Source organism: Mesorhizobium sp. M7A.F.Ca.MR.148.00.0.0, assembly GCF_003997735.1.
Lineage (GTDB): Bacteria > Pseudomonadota > Alphaproteobacteria > Rhizobiales > Rhizobiaceae > Mesorhizobium.
In genome coordinates this window covers 1-229 of sequence record NZ_RZTB01000737.1, presented here as the reverse complement: position 1 = coordinate 229, position 229 = coordinate 1, and the positions used below count along the sequence as shown (strand labels likewise).

1 protein-coding gene is annotated in these 229 nt (G+C 67.7%); it reads right to left on the bottom strand.

Annotated features, from left to right (window positions below; all coding sequences use genetic code 11):
• On the bottom strand, nt 1-229 hold a 229-nt coding region (locus EOB49_RS36055), incomplete at both ends, for an LLM class flavin-dependent oxidoreductase (protein WP_127383593.1).

Here is a 229-nt window from a genome sequence, read left to right as displayed (position 1 = left end):
GTGCCGGGCGCCCGGCCGATGCCGAGATCGATGCGGCCCGGATGCAAGGCGGCCAGCGTGCCGAACTGCTCGGCAATCACCAGCGGCGAATGGTTGGGCAGCATGATACCGCCGGCGCCGACGCGAATGGTCTTGGTTCCGCCGGCGACATGGGCAATGACGACGGCTGTGGCCGCGCTGGCGATACCCGGCATGTTGTGATGCTCGGCCAGCCAGAAACGCTTGTAGC